This is a genomic window from Actinoplanes utahensis (genome assembly GCF_016862455.1).
GTDB lineage: Bacteria > Actinomycetota > Actinomycetes > Mycobacteriales > Micromonosporaceae > Actinoplanes > Actinoplanes utahensis.
The window spans coordinates 126057-145152 of sequence record NZ_BOMZ01000035.1 but is presented as its reverse complement, the minus strand read 5'-3'; the positions used below and the strand labels follow the sequence as shown (position 1 = coordinate 145152).

18 protein-coding genes are annotated in these 19096 nt (G+C 68.5%); 8 read left to right on the top strand and 10 right to left on the bottom strand.

Annotated features, from left to right (window positions below):
• Window positions 1-286 precede the first annotated feature (286 nt).
• Both ftsH and folE read left to right on the top strand, forming a co-directional pair.
• Complete coding sequence (gene ftsH, locus Aut01nite_RS12415) at window positions 287-2314, top strand: ATP-dependent zinc metalloprotease FtsH (RefSeq protein WP_043533077.1); 2028 nt, start codon at window positions 287-289, stop codon at window positions 2312-2314.
• Window positions 2286-2951, top strand: coding sequence for a GTP cyclohydrolase I FolE (folE, locus tag Aut01nite_RS12410; RefSeq protein WP_052164590.1), 666 nt, complete (start codon window positions 2286-2288; stop codon window positions 2949-2951). Before ftsH ends, folE begins: the two co-directional genes overlap by 29 nt.
• A 73-nt stretch (window positions 2952-3024) precedes the next feature.
• Here the strand turns inward: folE and Aut01nite_RS12405 are convergent, their stop codons facing one another.
• Genes Aut01nite_RS12405 through Aut01nite_RS12395 form a run of 3 tightly spaced genes read right to left on the bottom strand, consistent with a single transcriptional unit; the run spans window position 3025 to window position 6582 of the window.
• Entirely contained in the window at window positions 3025-3285 is a 261-nt protein-coding gene (locus Aut01nite_RS12405) for a hypothetical protein (RefSeq protein ID WP_043533078.1), read from the bottom strand.
• Between the two features lie 10 nt (window positions 3286-3295).
• A complete protein-coding gene (locus Aut01nite_RS12400; RefSeq protein WP_043533079.1) occupies window positions 3296-3979 on the bottom strand; it encodes a hypothetical protein in 684 nt (227 codons plus the stop codon).
• On the bottom strand, window positions 3976-6582 hold the full coding sequence (locus Aut01nite_RS12395; protein WP_052164591.1) for an FtsK/SpoIIIE domain-containing protein: 2607 nt from the start codon (window positions 6580-6582) through the stop codon (window positions 3976-3978). Before Aut01nite_RS12395 ends, Aut01nite_RS12400 begins: the two co-directional genes overlap by 4 nt.
• Before the next feature lie 183 nt (window positions 6583-6765).
• Between Aut01nite_RS12395 and Aut01nite_RS12390 the strand changes: the two genes are divergently transcribed.
• From Aut01nite_RS12390 to Aut01nite_RS12370, 5 genes are all read left to right on the top strand, one after another.
• Window positions 6766-7095: a hypothetical protein gene (locus Aut01nite_RS12390; RefSeq protein ID WP_043533081.1), complete on the top strand. Its 330-nt coding sequence runs from the start codon at window positions 6766-6768 to the stop codon at window positions 7093-7095.
• Complete coding sequence (locus Aut01nite_RS12385) at window positions 7092-7610, top strand: WXG100 family type VII secretion target (protein WP_161790762.1); 519 nt, start codon at window positions 7092-7094, stop codon at window positions 7608-7610. The genes Aut01nite_RS12390 and Aut01nite_RS12385 overlap by 4 nt, the downstream gene beginning before the upstream one ends.
• On the top strand, window positions 7607-8602 hold the full coding sequence (locus Aut01nite_RS44265; protein WP_043533083.1) for a WXG100-like domain-containing protein: 996 nt from the start codon (window positions 7607-7609) through the stop codon (window positions 8600-8602). Before Aut01nite_RS12385 ends, Aut01nite_RS44265 begins: the two co-directional genes overlap by 4 nt.
• A gap of 20 nt (window positions 8603-8622) precedes the next feature.
• Complete coding sequence (locus Aut01nite_RS12375; protein WP_043533084.1) at window positions 8623-8913, top strand: hypothetical protein; 291 nt, start codon at window positions 8623-8625, stop codon at window positions 8911-8913.
• A gap of 96 nt (window positions 8914-9009) precedes the next feature.
• Window positions 9010-9585, top strand: coding sequence for a hypothetical protein (locus tag Aut01nite_RS12370; protein ID WP_236643178.1), 576 nt, complete (start codon window positions 9010-9012; stop codon window positions 9583-9585).
• 4 nt (window positions 9586-9589) lie between these two features.
• Here the strand turns inward: Aut01nite_RS12370 and Aut01nite_RS12365 are convergent, their stop codons facing one another.
• The 7 genes from Aut01nite_RS12365 to Aut01nite_RS12335 are packed head-to-tail and all read right to left on the bottom strand — an operon-like array spanning window position 9590 to window position 17822.
• The gene (locus Aut01nite_RS12365; protein WP_236643202.1) at window positions 9590-10177 is read right to left on the bottom strand and encodes a hypothetical protein; all 588 of its coding nucleotides are present in this window, start codon (window positions 10175-10177) and stop codon (window positions 9590-9592) included.
• An 11-nt stretch (window positions 10178-10188) separates the two neighbouring features.
• The gene (locus tag Aut01nite_RS12360; RefSeq protein WP_152629123.1) at window positions 10189-11304 is read right to left on the bottom strand and encodes a M23 family metallopeptidase; all 1116 of its coding nucleotides are present in this window, start codon (window positions 11302-11304) and stop codon (window positions 10189-10191) included.
• A complete protein-coding gene (locus tag Aut01nite_RS12355) occupies window positions 11301-11843 on the bottom strand; it encodes a hypothetical protein (protein ID WP_043533087.1) in 543 nt (180 codons plus the stop codon). The genes Aut01nite_RS12360 and Aut01nite_RS12355 overlap by 4 nt, the downstream gene beginning before the upstream one ends.
• A 3-nt stretch (window positions 11844-11846) precedes the next feature.
• Window positions 11847-13799 carry a hypothetical protein gene (locus tag Aut01nite_RS12350; protein WP_043533088.1) on the bottom strand — a complete coding sequence of 651 codons (1953 nt, stop codon included), beginning with the start codon at window positions 13797-13799 and terminating at the stop codon, window positions 11847-11849.
• Window position 13800: 1 nt separating this feature from the next.
• Window positions 13801-17157 carry an ATP-binding protein gene (locus Aut01nite_RS12345; RefSeq protein ID WP_043533089.1) on the bottom strand — a complete coding sequence of 1119 codons (3357 nt, stop codon included), beginning with the start codon at window positions 17155-17157 and terminating at the stop codon, window positions 13801-13803.
• A gap of 37 nt (window positions 17158-17194) precedes the next feature.
• On the bottom strand, window positions 17195-17557 hold the full coding sequence (locus Aut01nite_RS12340) for a hypothetical protein (RefSeq protein ID WP_043533090.1): 363 nt from the start codon (window positions 17555-17557) through the stop codon (window positions 17195-17197).
• 1 nt (window position 17558) lies between these two features.
• Entirely contained in the window at window positions 17559-17822 is a 264-nt protein-coding gene (locus tag Aut01nite_RS12335; protein WP_043533091.1) for a hypothetical protein, read from the bottom strand.
• Window positions 17823-18187: 365 nt separating this feature from the next.
• Here Aut01nite_RS12335 and folP point away from each other — a divergent pair, with 365 nt between their 5' ends.
• Window positions 18188-19000 (top strand): dihydropteroate synthase, encoded by an 813-nt coding sequence (gene folP, locus Aut01nite_RS12330; RefSeq protein ID WP_084000087.1) that lies wholly within the window; start codon window positions 18188-18190, stop codon window positions 18998-19000.
• The last annotated feature ends 96 nt before the right edge of the window (window positions 19001-19096 follow it).

Below are 19096 nucleotides of genomic sequence, written 5' to 3'. Positions count from 1 at the left end.
GTGTTCTCAGTATTGGTTCATTATGTGCGTTTTTGCACCTGTACCGCCGAGATTTAACGGCCCGTACGCGTAGTTCGCCCTGCGGGCTCACGGGTTCGTAAGCGGCACCTACGGTGTACGGTCGAGTGACCGATGGCGTGGTGTCACGAGCGCTGGAGGGGCTGGGACCCGGTTCATCGCCCGAAAAGGGGGGTAACGGTTCCCGGCAGCCGCCGGTGGGCGGTTGACGTTGAGGTGACCAGGACGCCGATCAGGAGGGTCCGGGCGCTTGGCGCCCGACAACAGTATGGAACGTACGCGTTTCTTCCGCCGCCCGGTGGTCTGGATCATTCTGGTGATCATCGGCGTAGTCGCGCTGAGCTCAGTCTTCACCAGTGGTCCGAGCTACCAGAGGGTAGACACTTCACTCGCGCTTGACCGTCTGAACCAGCCCGGTATCGAGAAGGTCGTCCAGAAGGACAAGGAGCAGACGCTCCAGATCGATCTCGCGAACGCCGAGCAGTTCGGTGACAACAAGGCGACCAAACAGATCGAGACCCAGTACCCGTACGAGCTCACCGATGAGATCTGGGCTCAGGTCGACCAGGCCAAGAAGCAGAACCGGATCTCCGGCACGGTCGATGCCACCGTCTCCGGTGACAACATCCTGCTGAGCATCCTGATCAACCTGCTGCCGATCGCGATCCTCGTGGTCCTCCTGCTGCTGTTCATGTCGCAGATGCAGGGTGGCGGGTCGCGGGTGCTCAACTTCGGCAAGTCCAAGGCGAAGATGATCACCAAGGACACGCCGAAGACGACGTTCGCCGACGTGGCGGGCTCGGACGAGGCGGTCGAGGAGCTCCAGGAGATCAAGGACTTCCTGCAGAACCCGACCAAGTACCAGGCGCTCGGCGCGAAGATCCCGAAGGGTGTCCTGCTCTTCGGCTCTCCGGGTACCGGCAAGACGCTGCTGGCCCGCGCCGTCGCCGGCGAGGCCGGGGTGCCGTTCTACTCCATCTCCGGTTCCGACTTCGTCGAGATGTTCGTCGGTGTCGGCGCCAGCCGGGTCCGCGACCTCTTCGAGCAGGCCAAGTCGAACGCTCCGGCGATCGTCTTCGTCGACGAGATCGACGCGGTCGGCCGGCACCGTGGCGCCGGCATGGGCGGTGGCCACGACGAGCGCGAGCAGACGCTCAACCAGCTGCTCGTCGAGATGGACGGCTTCGACACCAAGGGCGGCGTGATCCTGATCGCGGCCACCAACCGGCCCGACATCCTCGACCCGGCGCTGCTGCGCCCGGGCCGTTTCGACCGGCAGATCCCGGTGGACAACCCGGACATGGAAGGCCGCAAGGCGATCCTGCGGGTGCACGCCAAGGGCAAGCCGTTCACGCCCGACGTCGACCTCGACTCGGTGGCCCGCCGCACGCCCGGCTTCTCCGGCGCCGACCTGGCCAACGTGATCAACGAGGCCGCGCTGCTGACCGCGCGTAACGAGAAGCGCGCGATCTCCAACGAGTTCCTCGAAGAGGCGATCGACCGGGTCATCGCCGGCCCGGAGCGCAAGACCCGGGCGATGAGCGACAAGGAAAAGAAGATCACCGCGTACCACGAGGGTGGACACGCGCTGGTCGCCTACGCCCTGCCGCACTCCGCCCCGGTGCACAAGGTGACGATCCTGCCGCGTGGCCGATCGCTGGGCCACACGCTGGTGCTGCCGACCGAGGACAAGTACACCCAGACCCGCGCCGAGATGATCGACACCTTGGCGTACGCGCTGGGTGGCCGGGCCGCCGAGGAGCTCGTCTTCCACGAGCCCACCACCGGCGCCGGCAACGACATCGAGAAGGCGACCGGCCTGGCCAAGGCCATGGTCACGCAGTACGGCATGAGCTCCAAGCTGGGCGCCGTGAAGTACGGCAGCACCGGTGACGAGCCGTTCATGGGCCGCAGCATGGGGCACGAGAAGTCGTACTCGGACGCCGTCGCCGCCGACATCGACGCCGAGGTCCGCGCGCTGATCGAGCTCGCCCACGACGAAGCGTGGGAGATCCTCGTCGAATACCGCGACGTGCTCGACAACATGGTGCTTGAGTTGATGGAGAAGGAGACCATCACTCAGGACGACATGAACCGGATCTGCGCCCGGGTGGCCAAGCGCCCGCCGATGTCGCCTTTCAACGGCTTCGGCAAGCGGCTCCCCTCCGAGGCGCCGCCGGTCCTCACCCCCGCCGAGCGTGACAAGCTCAAGGCGCAGGCCGAGGCGGACGGGCAGATCGCGGTCGGGCACAACCCGAACGCGAACGGTGCGGAAGGCAGCAACTTCAATCAGTAAGTCAGACGAACTCGACTACCTCGCCGCCCGGCTGGTCGACGGCAAGCTCACCGGTACCCCGGTCGAGCAGGCCGTCGACCTCGGGCGGATCGAGAAAGCGGTCCGGGAGATCCTCATCGCCGTCGGCGAGGACCCGGACCGCGACGGCCTGGTCCGCACCCCGGCCCGGGTCGCACGGGCCTACGCGGAGCTGTTCGCCGGCCTTCGCGTCGACCCGGCCACCGTGCTCACCACCAGCTTCGAAGCCGACCACGAGGAACTCGTCCTGGTCCGCGACATCGAGTTGCAGAGCATGTGCGAGCACCACCTGCTGCCGTTCAAGGGCGTGGCGCACATCGGCTACATCCCCGGCACCGACGGGCGCATCACCGGCCTGTCGAAACTGGCCCGGCTCGTCGAGGTCTTCGCCCGCCGCCCGCAGGTCCAGGAGCGGCTCACCTCACAGATCGCCGACCTGCTGATGGCGCAGCTCGGCGCCCGCGGCGCGATAGTCGTCCTGGAGTGCGAGCACCTCTGCATGGAGATGCGCGGCATCCGCAAGGCCGGCGCCCGCACGGTCACCTCCGCCGTCCGCGGCGGCTTCCAGACCGACGGGAAGGTCCGCGCCGAGGCGATGGCGTTGATAAACGCCCGCTAGACGTCAGCTCCGGCCGGCTGCCGGTGCTGTCCCGCGAGCTGCGAGACGGCACCGACAGCCGGCCGGAGCTTTTTCAGATCATGCTGCGGAACTGGTTCGCCGAGTCGACAGCCGCATGAGTGAGCTGCACCGCCTCGTCCAACCGGGTCCGCGCCTGCTCCAGATGCGCGATCGCGGCGGCCGCCGCCGGATGGAACGAACCCACCGCCGTCACCCGCATCCGCGCCAGCGCCTGATCGAGCTCGTTGGCGGCGGCCTGGATCCCGGCGATGGTGCGCTGGGCGCCGTCCACCGTGGCCGCCACGTTGACCTTGACCTCTTCGACGTTCGCCATCGGGTCTCCCTCAGCTGAGAAGTTTCTCCAGGCCGGTCCACGCGCAAGTGAGAAGGACCGGCGTCAGGCAGACGATGAGGCCCGCCACCGGGGTACGGTCCGCCTTCGCGTCCTCGTCGCCGTAGACGAACCCGATCGTCGCCCAGCCCAGCCCGAACGCCAGCAGAGGCATGCCGAGCCCGCAGAGCAGCATCAGATTCGACGTCGAACCCGGCTCCGCCACCAGGAACAGCAGCACCTGCACCAGCAGCACCGCGATCGCGAACGGCCCGTACACCACCAGGTTGCGCGTCACCGGCCGATTCGGTCCGCCCGGACCGGGCCCGATGAAGGCGGCGTCCGCGGCGTCCGCGGTGGCCCTGGCCTCCCGCAGCGCCGCCAGCACGGCAGGCGGCCCACCGGCGACCCGCTCCATCGCGACGGCCTGATCGGCCGGCTGCGGCAGCAGTTCGCTCTCCGGGACCCGGAAGTCGCGGGTCAGCCTCGCCCGCTGCGGGGAGAGCCGGGCCCGTACCGAGGAGAGCTCCTGCCGGGCGGACGCCACCGTCGCCGCATGCTCGCCCGCCATCATGCTCGCCGCCCGGCGCACCGCGTCCAACTGCTGCGCGGCGGCCAGATAGTCGTCCCACGGTCCCGGCGCCGGCGGTCCGCCCTGCCCCGGGATGACTCCATGGTGTTCGGCCTGCTCGGTCACGGCTCGTCACGCTCCGCGGGATCGACAAAGGGCACCACCGTCACGGTGCGGTCGGTGTGCCGGTCGTGCAGCAGCGCCCGGTTCGCCCGGGGCTGCCAGTCCACCGGCCGGCCCAGCATCAGCGACACGTCGGACTGCGGCACGTTCAGGAACATCAGGCCGGCGACATCCTCCCGGCCCATGCTGCCGCCGATCTCCTCGCTGAACCGGCGCACGCCACGCCACCAGGACAGCAGGTGCGCCCCACGGCCCGGACCGTCGCGCAGCAGCTGCCGCAGACCGGTCAGCGTGCCCGCCGGGGCCGCGTCCATCCCGAACACCACCCGGTAGCCGGGCCGCTCCGGATCCAGCTCAGCGGCCAGCCCGGCGGCGTCGACGAGCTCCACGTCCTGCCGGCGCCCGATCTCGGCGGCCAGCGCGGCCGCCACCGCGTCGCCCTCGGCGACCAGTGAGGCGATCACGAACCGGGCCGTCCGTGGCGCGTGGCAGGCCGCCAAGCTCCGGGCCGCCGCGTCCAGCACCTCGGCGCCGACCGGCTGCGAGCCCAGGATCGCCAGGTGCCGGCCGGGCGACGAGTCGAGCGGGAAGGTCGCCGTCGACAGCGCCACGTCGATCACCCGGCCCACCAGCGCGGCCGGCCGGCCCAACCGGCCCGCCAGGGCCGCCCGATAGGTCGGGTCGTCGGCCAGATGCTGCTCCGCGTAACCGGCGAAGACCAGCGGCTGCTGCGCCTCCGGGTCGCGGGCGCCCCACAGCCGGTGCCGCAGGTCGCTCAGCAGCGTCTGGTCGGCGTGCGGGTCGGGGAACCGGACCACCCGCTCGTGCCCGCGGGTCGCCCCGCGCGGCCCGCCCAGACCGCCCGCCGTGTTCACCACCGCACTGCCGATCGGCAGGCCGGCTGCCGAATCGTTGGTGGGCTCCAGCACGTCACCGCCGCCGGGCAGCGCGATCCGCACCGGGAACTGGCCGAAGATCGAATCCCGTTTCGCGTAGAGCGCCTCCACGCCGAGCACGGTCTGACTGGCCAGGACCAGGTGGATACCGTACGACCGGCCCTTGCGTGCCAGCGACTCCAGCAGCGCCACCGCCTCGGCGGCCATCGGATCGTTGCCGGCGAGCAGCACCTGGAACTCGTCGATCACGCACAGGACGCGGGGCAGCGGACTGTCCCGCCCCTCCTCGGCCGCGACCGCCCGCAGATCGGCGAAACGCGACACACCGGCCCGCTTGTACGCCAGCGAACGGCGGCCCATCTCGGCATCGAGCTCACGCAGGACGGCCAGACCGTACTCCCGGTCGGACTCGACGCCGACGGCCCGCGCATGCGGCAGCCACGTCCGGTCCCGCTGAGTCGGGACGAACTCGGCGAACGACACGCCCTCCTTGAAGTCCAGCAGGTAGAGGGCCAGCTGATCAGGACCGTAGCGGGCGCCCAGCCCGTACAGCACGTTGATCAGGAAGGCGGTCTTGCCGCCGCCGGACCGCCCGCCCAACATCCAGTGCGGGGTCAGGTCGTTGAACCGCAGCACCAGAGGCACATCACCGTGATGCCCCACCACGGTCTCCACCCCGGCCGCCGCGTCCTGCGACCACAGCTCCTCGGCCGGCTCGGGCAGCAGATCGGCCAGCGTGACCCGGGACGCCTCGGCGGAGTCGGCGGCCAGCTCCCGGCAGACCGCGTCGATCAGGTGCGGCGGCGGATCCTCGTCGAGGAAGACCGGCGCGTTCAGCCACATCGTCTCCGGCGCCGCACCGAACGTGCCACCTGGCGGGTCGCCGACGATCGCGTACGGGTTTCGCACCGACAGGGCGGTCGTCCGCGGCAGCGGCGCCTGGGTCGTCTCCGCGGTCAGCGGAGGCGGCGGCCAGCCGGCCACGATCAGATGCAGGCCCGAATCCGGGCCCTGCTGGGCCAGCGCGGCGATCCGCCGCAACTCTTCGCCCTCGGTCATCTCCGGCAGGCTGGCGATCACCACGAGCAGGCTGCGGTCACGCTGGGCCCGCCGGCCCGAACTCGTCCCCGCCCGCGCCGGGCGCAGCCATTTCTCCGCCTCGGACAGCACGTCACGCAGGCCCTGCCGATCGGTGGCCGGCGGCGACATCAGCCCGGCGTCGGCCAGCTCCTCGAACGGCGCGAACACCGCGCCGCCGCCCACCCCGTCCACCGCCCGCACCAGCAGCGTCCCCGGCGGGGAAGCCGCCAGCAGCCGCAGCAGCAGCGACCGCAGCAGACCGAACACCCGCCGATCGGTCGCCGTCGCGTCGACTGTCAGATGGCCGGCGCCGAGCAGCGGCACCACCGCCGGGAACCGCACGTCGTCGAGCGGCTGCGCCAAACCCACCCGGACGAACCGCGGCGGCACCGTGCCACCGAGCGGCGCGACCGGCGACAAAGCGTCGAGGGTCGCACCAAGCCAGCCGGGCGCCAACTGGGCTGCCGCAGCCCGCAACCGGTCGGCGAGACGATGCTGCTCGCGAGGGTCGGCAGCGGCCGGCGCGAACGCCTCCAAAGCGACAGCGGCCGCATCCGCCGTCGCCACCGCCTGCCGGTGCAAAGCAGCGGCCTGCCGGACCCGCAGAGTCGAATCCGCCACTGCCGTCACCTCCTGTCCGCGGAATAAAACCTATCCCAGACCTGTGCGGTCGCCGCGTTGCGTCCCCGGTCCGACTTTCGTGCCGCATCCGTCCAATCTCGACCACATCGAGAACGCACCGTGTCGGTTTGAACTCGAAGCGTGCAACAGCGGTATTCGCACGCACAGGGATCCACACGATGGGAGGCCGAGGTGGACGTTCACCCCGAGCATGAACGATCCCCCCGGGAGACGGATTACATCGCCTCCACGGGTGAAGGCGCCGACGGGCTGGTCCGCATCGAACTCGACGGCGCCGGCCGCCTGTGGGACGTCGTCCTCGATCCACAGGTCACCGCACTGCCTGTGGACGAACTCCGTACCGCTCTCTTCGACGCGATCACCGAAGCCCAGACCGGCCTTCCCGCCCAGGGCGCCTTCGAGGCCGCGGTCACCGAGGCGACAAGCGCGGCGCAACGCCGCTTCGGCGAGATCTCCGAGGCCTTGCAGGATCTCTCACGGCAGGCGGGAGCGCGGCGATGACAAACCCGGCTGCGGTACGGCTCAAGCTCGACCCCGACTCGGTTGCAGCCTGCGGGCGTGCCCTGGCCGGGGTGGCGCAGCAGATGGCCGACGACGTGACGGCACTGGAATCCACGGTGGCCGGCCCGGACAACCCGTGGGGTGGTGACGAGAGCGGAAGCGTCTTCGCCCTGGCCTATCAAGGGGTGCTGGGGCACGCGCTGCAGGCGCTCGGATCGTACGTCCAGGAAATGGGGGAAGCCGCCCTCACCCTGACCGCCCAGGCCCGGGCCATCGCCGCCACCGACACCTTCTCCGCCGCCTCCCTCGCCTCTCCCGCCCTCACCTCCGAACCCGCCGCCTCCCTGGCCTCTCCCGCCCTCACCTCCGAACCCGCCGCCTCCCTGACCTCTCCCGTCCTCGCCTCCGACGGCTCGGAGTCCGCCGCTTCCCTGGCCGATCCTGCTCCTGCCGCCGCCACGTTCGACGGCTCCGATTCCGCTGCCGTGCCGGCCTTCCCGGGAGGCACGACATGACGATCGAACTGCCCGCGGAACTCACCGAGCCGCTGGAATGGATCGGTTTCACCTGGCCCCAGGCCGACGAGGACCGGCTGTACGCCGACGGCCGCGCCTGGATCGAACACGGCACCCGCCTGCGCCGCCACGCAGCCGTTGCCGACGCCGCCGCCCGCCGGGTGTGGCTGGAGAACGAAGGCGCCTCCGTCGAAGCCTTCGAACGCTGGTGGAACGGGCCAGACGGCCCCGGCCGGCACCTCGACGACGCCGCCACCGCCGTCGAACTGATCGGCGCCGGCCTGATCGCGATGGCCGCGGTCACCGTCGCCACCAAGACCGCCTACCTCGCCCAGCTGGCCCTGCTCGCCTTCCAGGTCGGCCAGGCCATCGCCACCGCCACCGTCACCGCCGGCGCCACCCTCACCGAGATCCCGATCTTCATCGGGGCCACCCGGATCGCCTGCCGCCAGATCCTGCACCGGGCTCTGCAGCAGGTCGAAGGCGAAATCGCCCAGATGTTCAAACAGGCCGCCGACCTGCTGCGCACCGCCGGCACCAAGACCGCCGCCCGCCACGCCGGCGACCTGGCCAAACACTTCGGCCAGAACTCCGAGTTCCACCGCCTGATGCGCGAAGTCGAAAAAGCCGACATCCGCAGCCCCACCAACGGCGCCAACTTCTACTCCGGCAAAACCGACGACAAGATCCCGATGCGGGTCTTCGCGGAGAAACACACCGACGGCGTCACCAGAGTGACGATCGAGCAGACACCCGGCGGACGCCGATTCGACGACATGCTGCTCTTCGAGGACGGGTCACCGATCCGGACCGGGCAGGCCGAGGACGTATGGAAACGACTCTCCGGAAGGTACGCCGAAGGGGCGCAAGGGGAGGTGACGGCGTGGTCGCACAATCCGCGCACCGACGGCATCTGGAACACGGTCGAACGGCCGGCCTTGGAACGGAACCCGGCAGTGACGAGAATCAACGTCATCGACCCGGACGCATGACAGGCAGGTGAGGGCGGAAAATGGGTGTTCACCAGATCAAGAGTCAGTCGGCGCGAACCGACACCGGGGTGACCCTGTCGAGCGTCGACCGGGAGACGATGCGGGCCGACTACCGCGGACGCCGCATGATCGTGCCGGTGGACCGGGGACTGCGAAGCTACGGGGTCTACCTGGGCCGGGTGCCGGTCTGGGACGACGGCGAGCCGATCACCGCCGAAGACCTTGCGGTCGTCAAGAACGGCATGGCAGAGGTTCTCAGGCACTGGGGCAAGGACACCGAGTTCGTCGTCCCGGACGGCGCGGACGGGTGAGGTCGATGCCGAATGGATGCTGAGAAGGGGCGGACTCCGGAGACGCTCGCAGCTCCTGATCATGGAAAACGCGTCGAACGAACTACTGTCGTACACATGGGACCGCAACCGCCTGAAACCGAAGCCGGCAGCCAGCCCGCGACGCCCCCACCCGGCGGCGGAAACTCGGCTGCTCCCGGACCGTCGGTGACTCTGCCGGGCAGCCGGCGGAGGCGCTTCCAGAGCCGTCGCGCTCGCCTTGTTTTGGCCCTCACCGGCGGCATCCTCACCATGCTGTGCCTCGGTGGCGTCGGCGCCTTCACCCTTCTCTACGACGAGGCCACCGCTATTCAGCGGACCGCCCCGGACGCCGTCGTGAACGAATTCCTAGGTGCCTACCTCAGGAATGAGGACGATGCTTCGGCCTCGCTATATCAGTGTGGTTCTGGTGGGGATTTCACCCAGATCGCTGCTTTCAGGAACGACACCCGTGACCGGGAGACGAGGTTCTCTACCGGTATATCGGTTGCCTGGTCGATCGTCGGAATGGAAGTATCTGGCACAACAGGTCATATCGACGTCAATGTTAATCGGACTCTGTCCAGCGGTGTCGGTCGGGACGGCAGCAAATGGAGGATCGCCGTCGTGGATCAGGACGGTTGGCGGGTGTGCGGAGCGATGAGGACGGCCTGATTCGCTATTCGACCCAGATCAGATGTGCGGGAACCTCGAGGGTTCGAGGTAATTTGCCACTCCACGCCCACCTGTACCAATCGAGCTCCTGAGCGACCCGCACAGCGACAGTGCCGTCTTCGCTCACGTGCGATTCGGTGACCGCACGCAGACCGCGTCGCTCTGCACCGTCGGCCATAATCTGCGTTACCCGGCGTCCGGTCAGGGAGTCGGCATCGATGGCGGCGACCGGCGGCCGCCGAGGTGGCTCGTCGAGTGAGACCAACTGGTTGACCTTCGCTCCAGGTGTGCTCGTCCCGGCGAATCCCAGTTCCTCGACCCAGACCCGTTCCACCGGAACCAGCGCCGCGAACACTTCGGTCCGTTCGGCCTCGGCCCGGTACCATTCCGCCTCGGGCATCACCGGAACGTAAGTCCGACTGCCCTGTACAACTTTCTCATCGGCCCGGAGATCGCCACGCCAGCCGAACCCGGGAAGCCCGACGAGAACACGGCGTCCGCGCAATTCGCCGGCCATCGTCGCAGGCGTCGGTACTATAGGGCGCGGCGACTCCAGCGCACTCTCGCTGCGGCCGCTGAACGGGTCGGGCATCATTCCGCCGCTCATTCTTCTCTACCCAGCGGTGCACCCGTCTTCTGCATGAACTGAACCGGGTCCACCGCGCCATGGCGCGATCGGTCGTTGTTGAGATGCACCTCGAAGTGCAGGTGGGGGCCGGACGAGTTGCCGCTGCTGCCAACCCGGCCGATCATCTCACCGGCGGCGACCTGCTGGTTCTCGCGCACGAGCGGTCGTTGCACCAGGTGACAGTAACGCGTCATGACGTTGCCCGCATGGATGATCTCCACCATCCACCCGCAGCCGCCCTTACCCGGGTAGCCGTCCACATTGCAGGTCTGCCGCCCCCGGAAGTCCTCGTCGCATTTCACCATCGACACCACACCGCTTGCGGCTGCGAGGATCGGCCGGTGCTTCTCGACGCTCAGGTCGACACCCTGATGAGTGGGACGTGATGCGGTGCGGAAACCGGAGCCGACCGGCGCCTTGAGCGGGACGGTCCATCCGGATGCCGCGACCTTCCCCGCGGATGCGCATTCCATGCTCAGCGAGTCGCCCACCGCGTTGGCGGCGCCGTCTGCCAACTGGTTGACGATCTGGGTGGCTATCGGCTCGTGCTTTGCGTACGCGTCGGGATAAGCGCTGATCTGCACCTTCTGCGCGGCCCGGGTCAGCGGAAGCTTGTCCCAGCCCTTGATCGTCCTCAGCTTCTGGTAGAACTTGGTGCTCGAGTACACCGGGTCCCGTACCTGCGCCGGGGTACCCCATCCGGAACTGGGCCGCTGCTGGAACATGCCTTGCGAGTCGTGGTCGTTCTTCTTGCCGAGGTGACCGAGATTGGTGAGCTGTGACTCCTGCATCGCGGTAGCCACGGCGATCACCCAGGCTCGCGGCGGCATCTTCAGGCTCTTGCCCACATTGATGATGATGGCCGCGTTGCGGATCTGCTCCGCACTGTATTGCTGGATTCGCGGCAACTCGGCGTCCGGATCAACCGGGCCACCCTGACCGCAGTTGAACGAGGTGCTGATGAGTTGTTCGCCCTCGTCGTCAGCCCTGTTCAGCAAGAGGACGGTGACGCCGCCGCAGCAGCACAGAAGCAGTAGCGAGACGACGGAGGCGACCAGGACGACGATCTTCCGAGGACGCGACATGCTCACGCCGGCTCCCAGTCGATGCCGTCGACCAGCCATTTGCCGTCGGGCGCCACGAGCCGAAGAACGAGTTCGCCGGAATCCATCGTGACGTTCGCGTTGACCAGAGTGGAGTTGATCGTGACCAGGGTCGGCCTTCCGACCACCCGTTCTGCCGGCACCCCGGCAGGATCGACATCGTGCAACTGGTCAGCGAGGCTCTTGGTCGCATTGGGCTGGAGCCGGCTCAGCCACTTCTTGGCGGTGATGCCGTCGTTGCCCACCCAGGCCGACGCGAACGCGTAGGCCACCGCCTCCGGCTGCGCTCCTCCGGGGCTGGTCCGAGGAGTCGGCGGCGGCTCGGACGAGAGCACACTGTCGTCATCCGAGGGATCAATGCTGATCGCGGGTATCGGCTTGCTGTTGCCCAGAGGCGGGTCTGTTCGCCCGTCGGAGAAGAGCCGCCCGATGCCGACCACCGCCAAGACGATGGCGCCGATGACGAGGGCGATACCCCAGCGGGAGCGAAAAATTCCGTTAAGGCCGCGTTCGATCAATCGAGGCATCGCTCACCGAGCCTCAGAACGTACCCGCGGGCTGGCCGGCTCCTCGACGGTCGAGCGAGTCTCCGGCCGATAGATCGAATACGACGCAGGCCGTTCCGCGACGTCCGGCTCCACCCAATCGGAACTGGTGCGTGCACGTGCCGGGGCGTGACGGTCCGGCCGCGGCCGCGGCGGCGCAGTCGGCGAATCGTCGTCCGTGCCGCTGATCTCCTTGCCGTCCGGCCGAGTCGGCGAGCCGGCAGGAAGGAGATTTGTGTTCGGAGTGCGGGATGTAGCAGCGTGTGCGGGATCCTCCAGCCGAGCCTCCGGACGAAGGTTCCGTTGTTCCAAAGGCCGGTTGCCCCTGCCGAACACCGGTTGTTGAATATTTCCGTCCTCGGCGGCGTCAAGCCGGGATGCCTCACGCATGTCTCGGAAGAATCGACGATGCCAAGACCCACCAGTAGCGATAGCGGCTGCACCGTCCTTACCGCCGAGTTGTGTGATCCGGCGGTAAGGACGCAGAAGCAACCAGCCGACGACGCCGCACAAGCCCACCAGAACCACCTGCAACCAGCCCGCCAGGCTGCCGGTGTTCATGATCAGATCTACGGCGAACAGATAGATGGCTGCGCCGGTGCCGAAGATGGCGATGTTGAACAGTGCGGCAACGACGGCGTTCCCCAGCCGTCGGATGCCTCCACTCGCGGGCCGCAGGAGACCGATGGTGCCCAGGATGGGTGCTGCAATGACAGCCCATCGGAACACTAGGAAGCCAAGTAGGACAAGGAGTGACGCGGTGATATCGAACAGCCCATACATGAAAGCGGCGAGCATCGCGATGAACCCGGCGCCGATTCGTTCCATTCCTTTGGCGCCCTGAAGGTATTCGTACGCCTCGGGGTCCTCGGACTTGATCTGCTCCGCGACCTTCATCCACTGCTTATTCTTAAGGTCTAAGGTGCCGTCCCGTGTCGCCGGGAACTGGCGAATCTGTTGCACTTCTTCCCACTTCAGAGAACGTGCGTCGTACAGCGCTTCGCCGTACTTCTTAGCCGTCACGCTGTCTGCGGAACCGAGAATGCCGCGCAGCCAGTTCCGATAGAGCAAGGTCTCGGTTGCGGTGTCGCTGGCCCGCACCGCAGGAGGGCGCTTATCGGCGCATGCATCGGGTCCGAGCGGACACTCCCCGGCCTGCTGTTTGGGCTGCGGTCCCACGGCGTCGTGGACTACTCCGAGCGAACTGATGAGGGTCTGGTCAGCCATCTTCGCGGATTGCACCGGCCATGCGGCGATCGCTGTGACGACGACCATGATGAAGATTGCCCAACCCGCTGTAGTCGTCGCCGCACCCATCTCCGCCTGACGCGACCGCCAGAGCAGGTAGAGGCCGACCACCGCGAGGGTCACGACACCGAAAACGCTGAAGACCTTCTCGTAAACAGCCTTGGTGGCTTGGTCCACCAAGGGGTCGGCCCAGCCCCAGAGCGTCGCCGGGTCCCAAGCCCTTTCCCTAAGCGCGTTCGATGCCCCAACGACCGCCGTAGCGATCATGAACTCGCCGTTGGCGATGGTGTTCTCGAATTTCTGGTCGGCATCGACGACTGTGGCCGCGCAGCCATTCTCGGAGTCGTAGATCGTATAGCTGTAGCCGGCGTATCCGTAGTCGCTGTAGAGGCCAGGGAAACTGTCGTTGGTCGAGGAGGAAGGGCGTTCGGCGAACCACCCGGCGAGGCCGGAGTCTGGAGTGTTCGGAATAGGAGGGTCGAGGCAGTCCGCGCGCTGGCCAACGACATCCGTGAGACGGTCGACGCAGGCTTTGAAGTCCTGCTGCCACTCCTCGACGCTGCAGGCGCCGCCGGGGGCTTGGGCAGGTGGGGCGGCGGACGCGCTGGACGGTGTGGCCACGGCCCAGGCTATCGAAGCCACGACCAGCACGAACAATGTCGTGAGGAATGCCAACCCCCGCCGCACCATCTCAAACCTCCAGGTCGGACGGGAGAGGCACAACCGTCGGTGGCGCCACCCCCGGTGTCGTGTCCAGGTGTTCGAGCAGTCCGTCGACGTACGAGACGTCGACGCGCACTTTCTGAACCCGCCCGTCCACGTCCCGCATCACGAACTCACGGAACCCGAGGCGGTGCTGGGAGGCGCTGTCGACCTGGGAGAGGGAGGCGAGTGTCGCCTCGTACCCGTCGTGGACGGGCACCCGTAGGAGCCGCAGCGCTTCGGAGGCGATCTCCTGGTCTTCGGCGATCCGGCCGACGAAGACGGTGGAGACGAGGTTCTGCACGTCCAGGCCGAGGATGTCGCGCGGGTTCTGGGAGGCGACGAGGGCGGCGAGGTTCCATTTGCGGGAGTCGCGGGCGAGGCGGACCAGGAACGACCGGCCGGAGCGCCAGCCTTCCATGAAGTGGGCCTCGTCCAGGCCGACCATCTTGCGGGATGACATCGAGCCGCCGTAGCAGCGCCGGACCGCGAGCCGGTGTGCGGTGTGCAGCATCGGCAGGGCGAGGGATTCCTCGGCGGACCAGTACTCCCGTTCGATCTTGAGGTCGGGCAGGCGGAGGCCGGCCATCGTGATCACGGTGAGGGCCGCGTCGGCGCCGAGCAGGTGCTGCGGCGGGTGGCCGAAGAAGAGCAGGGCGAGTGGCATCTCGGCGGTGTCGAGGAGCAGGTTGGCGAGCTCCTTGCCCTCGTCGTCGTCGAGACCTTGGAGGGTACGGACGACGTCGTCGAGCGTCGATGTCTCCTCGGCGGGCACCTGCCGCACGGCGTGCCGTAGCAGGGTCGCGGTGGATGCTTCCTTGGCGACCTGGGGCGGCACCAGCATCGAGCAGATGTCCTGGACGAGCATCCGTCGTTCGGCGCGGGCGTTGGAGACGGCGATCTCGTATTCGCGGTCGCCGGCCGGCCCGGTCGGGAACTCACCGCGGACCGGTGTCGGGATCAGCGAGTACGGCGCGAGCGTCCCCTGTTCCGATCCGGTCAGGTTGAGGACCCGGCTGTACGGCCGTAGTTCCGGCATCTGGCACAGCCGGGCGAGTGGCCCGGACGGGTCGAGCAGGGTCACCTGGACACCGCGCCGGGCGTTGAGGTAGCCGAGGGCGCCCATCAGCGTCGACTTGCCACCGCCGGGTTCGGCCACGAACACGCCGAGCCCGGAGCGTTCCCGTACCTCCATCGGGAAGTGCAGGTCGAGGAAGACGGGCCGGCGGCATGTGCCGGCCGTCCGCCCGATCAGGTCGCCGCGCCGGTCGCCGACCGTGGACGCCGCCTGGGGCAGGGCCGCGGCCAGCAGTTTGACCGGCATCCGCCGCACGTAGCCGGTGTTGGCGATCGGCTCGCCGGGGATGAACTCGCGGGCCAGCTGGTCCTGGTTCTTCGGGTGTTGCAGGGAGATCCGCAGTTCCCGGGAGTAGAGCTGGATCAGCCGCCGGGCACGTTCCAGGCATTCCTCGCGGGTGGCGCCGCCGACCGCGATCCGGTGCCAGCCGTGCGCCCGGGCGGAGTCGGTGGGCAGTCCGGTGGTCATCTCGTCGCCGATGTGGAGTGCCCGTTTGGCGAGCCGTTCCAGTTCGGGCGGGGCGTCGATGCCGTGTTCGGCGTAGTCGAGCTGCTGGGACCGGATCATCCGGAGCCGGTGCTCGAGGTTCTTGAACGAGCTGTTGGAGCCGAGGATGTCGATCCGGGAGGAGAGCTCCATCGGCCAGGGGAGCCGCTCGTGGAAGTGCATCCACGGCTCGTGTTTCTCCGGGATCTCCAGCGGCTCCATCCGGCCGACGGAGAGGACGGCGACGTGGCGTTCCTCCCCGGACATCCGGTTGACGAGTTTGACGGTGGAGCCGTACGGCGTCCGGTACCGCTCGACCGCCTCGGTGAGGGCGAGCAGGTCGCCGGTCTCCCAGTGTCCGTTGGTGATCGGGGAGAGCAGCCCGGGCGGGGCCATGCACAGCGCCACCGACCGGTAGAGCAGCCATTCCAGCTCTTGCGGGGTGACCCGCCGGCCACGCATGCCGAACGCGTTGAGCACCTCGTCGAACTGTTCGACGGTCCGGCCGAGCTTGCGGCGCTCGTTCTCGCTGGTGCCGCGGCCGAAGGCGCGCAGGATCCGTTCGGAGAAGGTGTCGCCGAGCGAGCGCCGGGCGAACGTCACGCCCAGGTACGTCTGTCCTTCGGCGTGGTTCACCGAGAGCAGGTGCCGCTGGGCCGCGACGAGGTGGTCGGACCAGGAGGTGCCGCCGTGCACGTCGGGCAGCGGTTTGGTGGTGAACGAGTCGACGGTGCGGGCCCACTCGTCGGCCGGGAAGGGGCGGGTGGTCCGGCGCAGGTGCAGCCGGAACCCGGCAAGCCCGGCGTACTGCTCGGAGATGGCGCTGAGCAGCGCCTCGCGTTCCGCGTCGGGCCGGAAGGCCCAGCGCACCTCGGGCAGGTAGTACCAGGCCGTCACGGTGCTCTGGGTGAACGTCAGGTGCCCGGCGATCTCGCTGATGGCGAGCTCGATGGACGGGTCCCGGTCCTTGAACTTGAGCTTCTGCGGCCGCAGCGGGGCCGGTCGCGGCTCCTTGCGTTCCTTCCGCTTGGCCGGCGCCCGGTCCTCGCGACGGACGGGCGCCGTCTCCGGCGCCGGAGACGGAACCGGCACCGGCAGGGGAGTGGGCGGAACAGCGGGCGCGGGGGTTTCCCAGCGCGGGACCGGGGTGGTGCGGCCGGCCTGTGGCGGCCAGTCGTCGAAGTCGGTCCACTCGTCGTCGGCGGCGGGCGCTGCGGCGTGGCCGTTCTCCTGGAAGAAGTCCGGTTCGGGGCCGACGGGCGCCCGGGTGAAGGGAGCACCGTTCCATCCGGTGGCGGGCGGCCCGGAGTCCAGCGGCAGCGCAATCGGCGCGGCGGCCGGCGGCGGAGAGGCCGGGACGGCCGGCGGCGGAGAGATCGGGGCGGCCGGCCGGGAGATCGGAGTGGCCGGCCGGGAGATCGGAGTGGCCGGTGAGGAGACTGGGGAGACCGGTGAGATCGGGGCCGCGGCCGGAGGTGTGGATACCGGCGCGGTGGGCACAGACTGGAAAGGATCACTCGTTCGGGGAGCCGGAGCGCCACCGAAGAGGTCCAGGAAGGGTGAGTCGATGTCGAGGTTCGTGTCCACGTCGGTGGCCCGCGGGCGCACCGGCTGAGGCGCCTGGAAGACGCCGACTCCGCCGTGGCCCGGCGCGGTGACGAACTCTTCGGCATCGTCGAGCGGATCGGGCGATGAGTAGTGGTCCGAACGCACACCGTTACTCTGCCTGTCCCGGGACGAGGCGTCCGCTCGGGGATGCCCGTGCGGATGGGTTCCGCTCATCCGTGGACCTCGAACACGCGGACGACCTGGCAACTGGTCATACCAACTCCTCCCGGACCCGGATGCGAGTGGCGACAAGCCGAGGATCGCGCTGTTCCACGGCGGGCTCGCGGGTGCGGCGCCAATCGGTGAGCGCGGTGCGGATGACCACCCGGGCCGGCCGGTCGGGGTCGACGTGCCGGAACACGTAGGACGTCGACACCATGGCCAGGGCGATCTCCCAGGCCGGGAACGGGTCGAACTCCAGCGTGATCAGGTAGTGGATGGCCATGAAGAGCGGCACGAGGACGACGAACATGCCGTACTGCGCGTACGGCAGGTGCACGGGCAGGGTGTAGCCGGGCGGGCCGAGATAGACCAGGCGCGCCCGGTAGATGTCGTCGTCGGTCCGGAGCCGCATCTCAGTTGAAGATCAGGTCGATGATGTTTTCGCCGACGAAGAACAGCGTGGCCGCTCCGGCGATGAACGCCAGGCCCACGATTGCGATCGCCGAGCTGGTGAGCACCTTGGAGATCTCACCCTTGCTCGCGCGACCGATGAAGATCACGCCGAGGACCGCGAGCAGGATCGGTGCGACATTGCTCGCGAAGAAGGTGACGATGCCTTCGGTGTTGATGGTGCCTGCTGGCTCGGCCGCCAGGATGACGAGCTCGGTGGCGATCATCGGTAAACCTCCCCGTGTCCGGTATGGGGGGTACGGACACGCTGCAGTTGTGAAGCCGTACGGCAACGCCCATATGGTGCTACCTCTGACTCACCGCGTCGAGTGAGTCGTTCGGGCACTGCCATGCTCGTCTCTGCCTTCTTCGGTCACTTCATGATGCCCAGATCCGAAGAGTACGGCCCGTACTTGCGAGCAACAAGCGCCCGTTTCGTTACCCAAGGTGAAGGACTGCGTGAATCACAGTCACCATCCATCGTACGTCTGTGCTAGACAGTGCTGCCCCGTACTCTTCACCTGTGTCCAATTCGCCGACAGACGCCCAGCTCACAGGGGCTGAACTGCTTCGCCGGGATCACCCGGTGGTGATGGGTGTCCTGAACGTCACGCCGGATTCGTTCTCTGACGGTGGTAGATACACCGACCTCGAAGCCGCGGTTCGACACGGCGTGTGTCTTTTTCGAGAAGGTGCCCACGTCATCGACGTCGGCGGCGAGTCCACCAGGCCGGGAGCCGGGCGGGTGGACGCGGAGACCGAGATCGCCCGGGTGGTGCCGGTGATCGAGCGGCTGTTCGCCCAGGGCGTACCGGTCAGTATCGACACCACGCGTGCCGCGGTCGCCGAAGCGGCGCTCACCGCGGGCGCCGTGGCGATCAACGACGTCTCCGGCGGCCTCGCCGATCCGGACATGGCACGGGTCGCGGCCGCCGCCGGCTGCCCGTGGATCCTGATGCACTGGCGCGGCCACTCCCGCGACATGCAGAAGCTCGCCGTCTACCAGGACGTGGTCGCCGAGGTCCGCGACGAGCTGCGGGCCCGTGCGGACGAGGCGATCGCCGCCGGCGTGGACCCCGCCATGATCGTCCTCGACCCCGGCCTCGGTTTCGCCAAGCTCGCCGAGCACAACTGGGCTCTCAGCGCCGATCTCGGCGCGCTCGTCGCCCTGGGCTTCCCGGTCCTCTTCGCGGCCAGCCGCAAGACCTACCTGGGACGGCTGCTGGCCGACCCGGACGGCACGCCCCGCCCGGTCGGCGGCCGCGAGGCGGCCACCCTCGCCACCTCTCTACTGGCGGTCGCCTCCGGCGCCTGGGGCGTGCGGGTGCACGAGGTGCGTGCGACCGCCGACGCGCTCGCGGTCTGGCGCGCCACCGGCTCACCCCGTTTCGGCGGTACGCCGTGAGCGCCCCGATCCCACCAAGAGCCGTGAGCGCCCCGACTCCACAAAAGCCGTGGGTGTTCCGATTCCACCAAGAGCCGTGAGCGTTCCCATTCCACC